Origin of the sequence: Streptomyces sp. NPDC007164 (assembly GCF_040634135.1) — a bacterium.
In the GTDB taxonomy this organism is placed as follows: domain Bacteria; phylum Actinomycetota; class Actinomycetes; order Streptomycetales; family Streptomycetaceae; genus Streptomyces; species Streptomyces sanglieri.
In genome coordinates, this window is the sequence record NZ_JBEYFB010000047.1 from 36,045 (window position 1) to 45,503 (window position 9,459).

The 9,459-nt window shown below is 64.3% G+C and carries 5 protein-coding genes and 1 pseudogene; 4 read left to right on the top strand and 2 right to left on the bottom strand.

Annotated features, from left to right (window positions below; genetic code table 11):
• The first annotated feature begins 37 nt into the window (after positions 1-37).
• Positions 38-1,054, top strand: coding sequence for a LacI family DNA-binding transcriptional regulator (locus tag ABZ622_RS34885; protein ID WP_360550220.1), 1,017 nt, complete (start codon positions 38-40; stop codon positions 1,052-1,054).
• 214 nt (positions 1,055-1,268) lie between these two features.
• Here ABZ622_RS34885 and ABZ622_RS34890 read toward each other — a convergent pair whose 3' ends face one another.
• Positions 1,269-1,673 carry an ATP-binding protein gene (locus ABZ622_RS34890; protein WP_360550230.1) on the bottom strand — a complete coding sequence of 135 codons (405 nt, stop codon included), beginning with the start codon at positions 1,671-1,673 and terminating at the stop codon, positions 1,269-1,271.
• 658 nt (positions 1,674-2,331) lie between these two features.
• Here ABZ622_RS34890 and ABZ622_RS34895 point away from each other — a divergent pair.
• The 3 genes from ABZ622_RS34895 to ABZ622_RS34905 are packed head-to-tail and all read left to right on the top strand — an operon-like array spanning position 2,332 to position 7,897.
• Positions 2,332-3,927 (top strand): FAD-dependent oxidoreductase, encoded by a 1,596-nt coding sequence (locus tag ABZ622_RS34895; RefSeq protein ID WP_360550222.1) that lies wholly within the window; start codon positions 2,332-2,334, stop codon positions 3,925-3,927.
• A complete protein-coding gene (locus tag ABZ622_RS34900; RefSeq protein WP_360550224.1) occupies positions 3,924-6,392 on the top strand; it encodes a glycoside hydrolase family 2 protein in 2,469 nt (822 codons plus the stop codon). Before ABZ622_RS34895 ends, ABZ622_RS34900 begins: the two co-directional genes overlap by 4 nt.
• An 8-nt stretch (positions 6,393-6,400) precedes the next feature.
• The gene (locus tag ABZ622_RS34905; RefSeq protein ID WP_360550226.1) at positions 6,401-7,897 is read left to right on the top strand and encodes an ADP-ribosylglycohydrolase family protein; all 1,497 of its coding nucleotides are present in this window, start codon (positions 6,401-6,403) and stop codon (positions 7,895-7,897) included.
• A gap of 162 nt (positions 7,898-8,059) precedes the next feature.
• On the opposite strand, the pseudogene ABZ622_RS34910 reads toward ABZ622_RS34905, so the two are convergent.
• Positions 8,060-9,209, bottom strand: a pseudogene (locus ABZ622_RS34910) (IS3 family transposase).
• Positions 9,210-9,459 lie beyond the last annotated feature (250 nt).

Below are 9,459 nucleotides of genomic sequence, written 5' to 3' on the forward strand. Positions count from 1 at the left end.
GGTTCGAGAACAGGGGCGCAGCCGTTAGTGTCGAGGCATGGCAAACGAACCGAGGCGACCAGCGCGCCAAGCCGACATCGCCCGACTTGCCGGTGTATCCCAGGCGACCGTGTCCTCCGTGATCACCGGCAGTGGCGATCGCTACGGCATCGCCCAGGAGACTCGGGACAAGGTGATGGCCGCAGTTCGAGAACTCGGCTACGTGCCGAGCGCCGCGGCTCGTCAGCTGCGAGGAGCACGCAACCGGCTCATCGGTGTGCACACATTTGAACCGATCTTTCCCATCAGTCAGATGAACTTCTACCACGAGTTCCTGGTCGGCATCGAGGAGCAGGCAGTGCTCGATGGCTACAACCTGCTGCTCTTCACCGCCACGGACCACGCGACAGGAAGGCGCCCCCTCTTCGTCAAGGGTGCTTCCCAACTCTCCGTTGCCGATGGGACGATCTTGCTCGGCCTCGACAGGGAGCGAAGCGAACTCGAGCGCCTGGCGGAAAGCGGTTACCCCTTCGTTCACATCGGTCAGAGAACGATCGAGGGTGTCGACATCCCGTTCGTCAGCCCCGACTACCGGGCGGGAGTGGACAACGCCGTCGAGAAGCTCATCGCGCTCGGGCACACCGAGATCGCCTACCTCGAGGACGACGTGAGATTCGAGGCGACCACGGCGAGGCGCGAGGGGTACCACCAGGCCATGGCGCGGCACCGACTGCGCGCCCGTGTGATCGAGACCGTGCAGCATGACGCTGCTTCCTTCGACTTGCGTGGGGCGACCGCTGTGTTCGCCGAAGAGTCTCCGCAACTGCTTTGGGTCACGACGCTCGCTGACAGCCAACGTCTGGCGATTCCTCGCGACCTCTCGGTTGTCGCACTTTCGGAAGCAGCCGGCGACACGACGAGACGGTGGACTACGCTCGCGGCACCCAGACGGCAGCTCGGCGCGGAAGCTGTGCAGCTTCTCGTGAGCGTCCTCGACGGGGTCGACAGCCCGACGCACCGCTCGCTACCGTGCCTCCCGCTCAAGGACGACACGCTCGACAAGCCTCGGGGCTGACGCACGGACGAGCCCCCGCGCGCCGCCAGTTGTCGGCGTCGGACCTTCCTCCATAGTTTGTGTACGGAGGAACGTTCCCAGCTGTCAGGCCGCCTCGGTCTCTCGCTCGTTTGCCTTGAGGCGGCTCTTGAGCTGCAGTTGGGGCCGTCGACGGAGAGCACTTCGCAGGGGCACAGGGGCCGGTCGAGGATCGCGGTGGCGAAAACCTTGCCACTCAAGAGCTGGCCCCATCAGCCGAAGGGTCTCGTTCGACATCAGCGATCGAACCCTTTTCCTGGCGCTTCGGGATCACCTGGAAGGCCAGGTTCGCCTCCGGCTCCGCCTTCTTCGAAGGGCTGCCAACCTCGTTGCGAACAAGGACGCTCGCCGCAGTTGAGTGACGAGGTTGTCGGTAGTTGTCGGCCAGCCACCCAGCGGCCTTGAGGTTGCGGATCATGTTGTCGAGGCTGAAACCGCTCGGTAACCCGGCCCCGCAGGCCACGATCGCGAGGACGACATGCTTCTTGCCGACCCCGGCAGCCCGAGCGGAGCGCCGTTCGCCGGCCTCGACGAACGAGAAGGTGGCCAGGTCCATGACCAGGTGCGGGGCGCGGTCGGGCTGGAGGCAAGCCGTACGCATCAAGCGTCTTGTGGTGCGGCACCCTTGACAGCTGCAGCCCCGCCTCAACCGGCGGCCCCCTTCGCGGTGAGTTCCTCGGGCAGCACCAGGCCGAGGAACTGAGGTAGCCCGCCGTTTCCTCGTCCGCCCGCGGTACGAACTTGTCGATCACCCTCGCTCGCGACCGCCCGTACAGGGACCGGCGAGGAGGCGTCGTCGGCCGCGGCGCCGACAGCTGCTTGCGGACCCGTCTTCCGGTCCAGTTCCGTCTCCCCGGCGATCCCCTACAGGCTGATCGCTCCAACAGGCCACGGAACCGACGCAGTTCCCGCCGGCGATGTGGCACAAGACCATCGCAAGCTCCTGCCGCCACCCGAAGCGGCCAAGCAGCAGAGTGCCGGGCAGGAGGTCTCACCAAGACAACACTGTCACTTTTCGGCTGTACGCGGGTGGGGACGTTCACGTGTATGCCGACACCGGCACTTGAAAACGCGGAAGAGGGTGGGGAGTCGCTCGCGCCGTGGTCTAATCTGATACGCATCAGGAGAGATTGATGACGCCAGGAGGAGTCAATGACCGTGACGTCGACACAAGCAGCCCATCACGACAACCGACGGAACACCCGTGAACCCCCGACCGATCCGGTTGGCAGGCGGCCACGTGTCGAAGGGGAAGAGCGTTGAGTGAGCGGGAGATCTCGGCGGACGTCGCCGTCATCGGTGGTGGACTCGGCGGAGTCGCCGCGGCCCTGACCGCGACCGCCCTCGGACGAACGGTCGTGCTTACGGAGGCAACGGACTGGCTCGGCGGCCAGATGACGTCACAAGCAGTCCCGCCGGACGAGCATCCGTGGATCGAGACCCGCTCGAGCACCACCTACCGCACCCTTCGCAACCGAATCCGCGAGTACTACAAGCGCGCCTACCCATTGAGGGCGAACGCGGCCGCAGACCCGCTCTTGAACCCCGGCTTGGGCTTCGTCAGTGACCTCTGCCATGAACCAAGAGTCGCCGTCGCCGCGATTGATGAGTTGCTGGCCCCCGCGCGAGCTGCAGGTCTTCTCACCGTGCTCCTCCACCACGCACCCGTCGGGGTCGAGGGTGACCGCGACCGTGTGCTCTCTGCGACCGTGGCGGATCCAAGCGGGAACAGGGTCATCATTCGTGCCCCCTACTTCATCGACGCGACGGAGCTCGGCGATCTGCTCCCCCTCGCCGGGATCGAGCACGTGATCGGGGCCGAAAGCCGCGACGACACCGGTGAACCCAACGCTTCGGAGCGCGCGGACCACCGCGACCAGCAGGCCCCGTCGTGGTGTTTCGCACTCGAGTACCGGCCGGGTGAGGACCATACTGTCGATCGTCCGGAGCGTTTCGAGCACTGGAAACGCAACCATGACTCATTCTGGCCCGGCCCGCAGCTCTCGTGGACAGATCTTGATCCTCAGACCCTCGAACCACGCGTCCGACGCATTTTCGACGGGGAACCTGACGACGATTCACAGAAGGACCTTTGGCGCTATCGCCGAATTCTCGCCAAGAGACAGTTCGATACGTCGTTCACCGGCAACGACGTGACGCTCGTCAACTGGCCCCAGACCGACTACTGGGAAGCCCCGCTCATCACGAGTGACTCGGCCGTCGATTCGACAACCATGGAGCGGTCCAAAGAGTTGTCGTTGTCGTTCTTGTACTGGCTGCAAACCGAGGCGCCTCGGCACGACGGTGAGACAGGCTATCCCGAGCTGCGCCTCCGCCCCGACATGATGGGCACGGCCGACGGGCTGGCCAAGGCCATCTACGTTCGCGAATCACGGCGGATCGCCGCCGAATTCACGGTCGTGGAACAGCACATCGGGCTCGACGCCACCGAAGGGCGGGGCTCCGCGATCTTCCGCGACACTGTGGGAATCGGGGGATACAGAATCGACCTGCATCCGACGGCCGCCGGCCGCAGCTATGTGGATGTTGCCTGCCACCCGTTCCAGATACCGATGGGCGCATTGATCCCGGTGCGGGTGCGAAACGTGCTCGCGGCGAACAAGAACATCGGCACGACACACGTAACGAACGGGGCATATCGCCTCCATCCTGTCGAGTGGAGCATCGGCGAGGCCGCTGGCGCCCTGCTCGCCTATTGCATCGCCGGCGGCCGGACGCCGAGCGCGGTGAGATCAAGTGAGAGTCATCTTGCCGACTTCCAGTCCCTGCTCACCACCCGGCTCGGCATTCCGCTCGCGTGGCCGGATGACATCAGAACGAGGAACACACGATGACGAAGGGCGTGCGCACGACGATTCCCCTCTCGGACTCCTGGACGGTGAGCAGGGAGCCTGCGACCCACTCGGGAGCCGGTATCGATGTCAACGGCGTCCCCGCCACCGTTCCCGGTTCTGTACACACCGATTTGCTCGCGGCCGGGCTCATCGCCGACCCATACATCGGCGACAACGAGCGCCTGACCGACTGGATCGGACGCAGCAATTGGATCTACCAGTGCGAACTGCCCGCGGTGACCGCGGAGAACGAGCGCGTCGAGCTGCACTTCCAGGGTCTCGACACCTTTGCTGAAGTGCGGGTGAACGGCACCGTGGTCGGAGAGACGACATCGATGTTCACGAGCTTGTGCATCGATGTGACGAACAACCTCACGGGCAACGCAGACCTGCTCGAGGTGCGCTTCGAGTCACCGTACGCGCGGGCGCTCACGCGCTGCGAGGAGATCGGGCCACTGCCGAATCCCTACGACGAGCCATACCCGTTCATCAGGAAGACCGCGAGCAACTTCGGCTGGGATTGGGGCCCGGCACTCGTCACCGCAGGAATCTGGAAGCCCGTTGCAATGGAGATCTGGAGCGCAGCGCGGATCGGAACGGTCGTTCCCACCATCACAGTCGAGGACGGCGTCGGCGCGGTTGCCGCTCAGGTGGAACTGCTTCGCGCTCCGGGCTCCGACTCTGCCGGGCTCAGCCTCTTGCTCGAGATCGGCGAGAGTGTTCTGTCGTTCCCGGTGAACGACGTCGAGAACGCCGTCACCGTTCGGGCGGAGGTTGCGTCGCCTGAGCTGTGGTGGCCACGTGGATACGGCGAGGCCGCGCGTTATGACCTCGCCATCACCCTCGTCGATCGGTCGGGCCGGCCGCTGGACCGCTGGGAGAGGAAGATCGGCTTCCGCACCGTGGAGATCGAATCAGAACCGGACGCCGAGGGCTCTCCATTCACGATCGTGGTGAACGGTGTGCGTGTCTTCGCGCGCGGAGTCAACTGGATTCCCGACGATTGCTTTCCCACCAGGGTGGGCCGGCGGGAGTACCGCGAGCGCCTCGAGCAGGCGGTGGCGGCGAACGTCAATTTCGTGCGCGTGTGGGGCGGGGGCAATTACGAGGCGGAGGAGTTCTACGATGTCGCCGATCAGCTGGGCCTCCTGATCGCTCAAGACTTCTTGTTCGCATGCGCTGCCTACCCGGAGACCCCCGAGCTCATCGGGGAAATCGATTCGGAGGTGCGCGAGAACGTCGTGCGCCTCGCCTCTCATCCAAGTCTGGCGCTCTGGTTCGGCGGCAACGAGACGCTCTGGGGCTACCAGGACTGGGAGTGGAAGCCGCTGCTCGGCGATCGTGACTGGGGGGAGCAGTACTGGATGGAGCTTCTCCCGCAGTGGCTGGGTGAGCTCGACCCGACTCGGCCATACTGGCCGAACAGCCCGTACTCCGGCAGCCCGGATGTGCATCCGAACGACCCGGCATACGGCACGTCACACGCCTGGGAAGTATGGAACTCCGAGGACTACCTCGCCTATCGCGATCTCCGACCACGGTTCGTGGCGGAGTTCGGCTATCAGGCACCCGCCGCATATCGCACGCTCCTCGATTCGGTCGGAGAGGCTGAACTGAGCCGACACTCGGCAATACTGCAGCACCACCAGAAGGCCGCGGACGGCGAGTTCAAGCTGCAGAGGGGACTCGACGCCCACTTCGGCGATCTGGATGCGTTCGACGACTGGTTGTTCGCGACACAGCTCAACCAGGCGAGGGCCATCACCACAGGCGTTGAGCACTTCCGGTCGCTGGCACCGTTGTGTGCGGGGACGGTGTTGTGGCAGCTCAATGACTGCTGGCCGGCGCTGTCGTGGTCTGTCGTCGACAGCGCGTCCCGACTCAAGCCGTCGTGGTACGCGCTTCGGAATGCCTACGCTGACCGGCTTCTCACCGTGCAGCCGCTCGACGAGGCGCTTCAGCTGGTGGCGATCAACGAGCGCGACGAGCCATGGCACGTGAAGACGAGCGTGCGTCGGATGGGCTTCGACGGATTCGAATCGGCTACGCAGCATGTCGATTGCACGGTCGAGGCCAGATCGGTCGTCCGTCTCGCGCTCGAGCCGACCGTCAGCGAGGCAGTAAACCCCGCTCGCGAACTCATTGTCGCCGACGCCGACGGATGCCGGGCCACCTGGTACTTCGACGCCGACAAGAACCTCGAGTACCCGGATCCCGTCTACTCGGCGGCCGTCATCGCCGAACCGAACGGCTACCGCGTCGACATCGAAGCGAAGAGCCTACTGCGGGACGTTTCGCTCTTCGTAGATCGAATCGACCCCGCAGCTGTCGCCGGCGATATGCTCCTCACTCTGCTTCCGGGCGAGCGGGCATCGATTTCAGTCAGCACGGAGTTCTCAGGAAACCCTGATCGGTTTACCCGCTCACCGCAATTGCGTTGCGCGAACGACCTCAGAAGCAAGTAGGGGCAAGCATGACTTCAATCAGCCGCGAAGCCGTTCTCGGATGTTGGCTCGGCAAAGCGATCGGAGGAACACTCGGTCAGCCGTTCGAGGGCCTCGATGGTCCGCTGGCCGCAACGTTCTACGAGCCCGTACCGACCGAGATGGTGCCGAACGATGATCTCGATCTTCAGGTTGTCTGGGCGTGCGTTCTTGCCGAGCAGGCAGAGCCGTCGGTCACCTCGAGTGCACTCGCTGCGGCGTGGACGACACATGTGGAGTTCCCCTTCAACGAGTACGGGGTCGCCAAGCGCAACCTTCGCGAGGGAATCCTTCCCCCGTTCAGTGGATCGTTCGACAATTGGTTCACAAAGGGCGAGGGTGCGGCCATCCGCAGTGAGATCTGGGCCTGTCTGGCGCCGTCTGACCCGGCAACAGCCGCCGAGTACGCCTACCGCGACGCCTGCGTCGATCATGCGGGCGACGGCATCTTCGCTCCCATGTTCTTGGCGGCACTGCAGAGCAGGGCCTTTTCCAGCGGCACTGTCGATGATCTGCTCGACGCGGGTCTCAGCGTCATTCCCCGTGATTCCGGAATAGCCCAGGTCGTCATCGCCACGCGCACATGGTTCGAGGAGTTCCCGGACTGGCGAGACGTTCGATCGCGGATCCTGAGCCGGTTCGAGTCGCAGGACTTCACCGATGTGCTCATGAACACGGGCTTCGTCGTGCTGGGCCTCTTGGCGGGGCGCGGTGATTTCGCGGAGTCGATCCTCATCACATCTAACTGCGGAAAGGACACTGACAGCTCGGCCGCGTCAGTTGGTGCAACGCTCGGAATTCTTTCGCCGGCGTCGATCCCGAGAGAGTGGCTCGCGCCCATCGGCTCAGATCTCGTGCTCAGCCCGGGAATCGTGAACCTCGACGCTCCGGCGACGATCGAGGAGTTCACCGATCTCGTTCTCCGGCTGCGCGAGCGCGTCACCTTCGTGCCCCGCGAGGCCGTACACGACTGGGATCCGCGCTCGAAATCTGTGCGGGTCACTCGGAGCTGGTCGACGCGCGCCGGCGAACTCGGTGCATTGAACGACTGGTTCATGCCTCCTTCTCACGCGCCGGCGCCCGAGTTGGCCGGCGAGAGCACCGGCGTCGAGCTCGAAGGCACGTGGTCGCGGTTGGCTGCTGAGGGCTTCGAGAATGACCTGATGCTCCTTCGCTATCCGCTCGACGCCCGAGAGGTTCAGAACGTGCGCGTGATGGTCGCGAGCAATCTTCTGGTACGCGTCTGGCTGGACGGCAACTGGCTGTTCGGTCGTGATGGCGGTGAGATGTTCCCGGCCCCGCACATGCCGCGATTGAACACCTTCGCCGATGTCGAACTCAGTGAAGGGCCTCATGAGCTGACAGTGGTGCTTCACCGCCCGGAACCCGGCCACGTGGGTGAGTGGGTCGTGGCGATCGCAGATTCCCGGACGAAGGAGTGGATCCCGGACGCATTGCGCGTTCCTTCGCAAGATAGTGCAGCCTGAATGCACGCAAGATGGCCACGGCGCAATGCGCCGTGGCCATCTTTGTGAGAGCTCAATCCTGCAGAGCCCACGGGGGTGTGTCAATTTAACGGCCCTGTATCGCTTTCGGTGGTGACGCAGAGTCGTGAGGCTCGTTGAACCGTTCCGGATTCGGTAGAGACTCTAGATTGTGTCTGTGACCTGCAGATTTGGGTGTTGCTGGTAGTAGACGGCTTCGTATTCGACTGGCGGGACGTGGCCTATCTCACCGTGGAGTCGGCGGTGGTTGTACCAGTCGACCCATTCGGCGGTGCCCAACTCGACGTCGCTCAGGGCTTTCCAGGGTCGCTGGGGCTTGATGAGTTCGGTCTTGTAGAGGCCGATGGTCGATTCCATCAGCGCGTTGTCGAGGGCGTCGCCGACGGTGCCGATGGAGGCCGCGATCTGTTCGGCGGCAGGTGGGCGGCGAGGCGGAAGCTGGTGTACTGCGATCCGGCGTCAGAGTGATGAATCAACTTGCCTGCCGTAACCGGGGTGTTGGCGCGGCCGCGTTGCCACGGACCCATCTCGAGTGCGGACAGCACCAGCGGGGTCTGCTTGTTCGTCGCGGCAGACCAGCCGACGATCCGGCGGGAGAAGGTGTCCACGACGAACGCGAGATAGACGGTGCCGGACCAGGTGGCCACATAGGTGAAGTCCGCGGTGACGATCTTCTTCCCGCGTACCGCTCCCGTGAGGCCCTCGGCCTTCATCAGGCGCTCGACGGTGCATCGGGCCACCTGATGACCTTGTCGTTTCAGTTCGGCCCAGATCTTGCGGGCTCCGTAGACGCTGTAGTTGTCCCGGAAGATCTCCACGATCAGCGGTGCCAGTTCCGCGTCCCGCAGAGCACGGGCCGACGGCGGGCGCTTCTTGTGCGCGTAATAGGTGGACGGGTGGATGCTGCAGTCATGCTCGGTGAGCGTCCTGCAGATCGGCTCGACTCCGCCGAAGCGGTCCCGGTGCTCGTCGATGAACGCTACGAGCGTGTGTGTGGCCGGTCGAGCTCGGCCGCGAAGAAACTTGCCGCAGCCTTCAAGATCTCGTTCGCCCGCTTCAGCTCGGCGACTTCTTTCTTGAGTGCCTTGAGCTGGGCGGATTCCTCGGTCGTGGTCCCGGTCCGGGCACCGGCGTCGACCTCGGCCTGACGCACCCAGTTCCGCAGGGGCTCCGGCCCGATGTCGAGCTTCGCTCCGATTGAGCGGATCGCCGCGGACTCGGTCTTGTACTGATCACGAGTCTCCAGGACCAGACGCACGGCCCGCTCCTTGAACTCGGTCGGGTAGTGCTTCATCCCCACGGGGACTCCGTTCTCCTGGACCATCGAGATCCAAGTGTCTCCGGTGTCCAAGATCCGGGGTCAAGGTCCAAGGCCGGGTAGTTGGCGTTTTTGCTGGTCACGCTAGGGGTTCGGCAACTGTGTGATTGCCGCGTAGCGGCCCGTGCGGACTCTCTTGATCATTCCTCTCTCGGTCCAGCGGGCGAGTTGGCGATAGGTGGCGACGAGGGTGACGTCGCCGAGGAGCTCGGCGATCTCTCGTGAG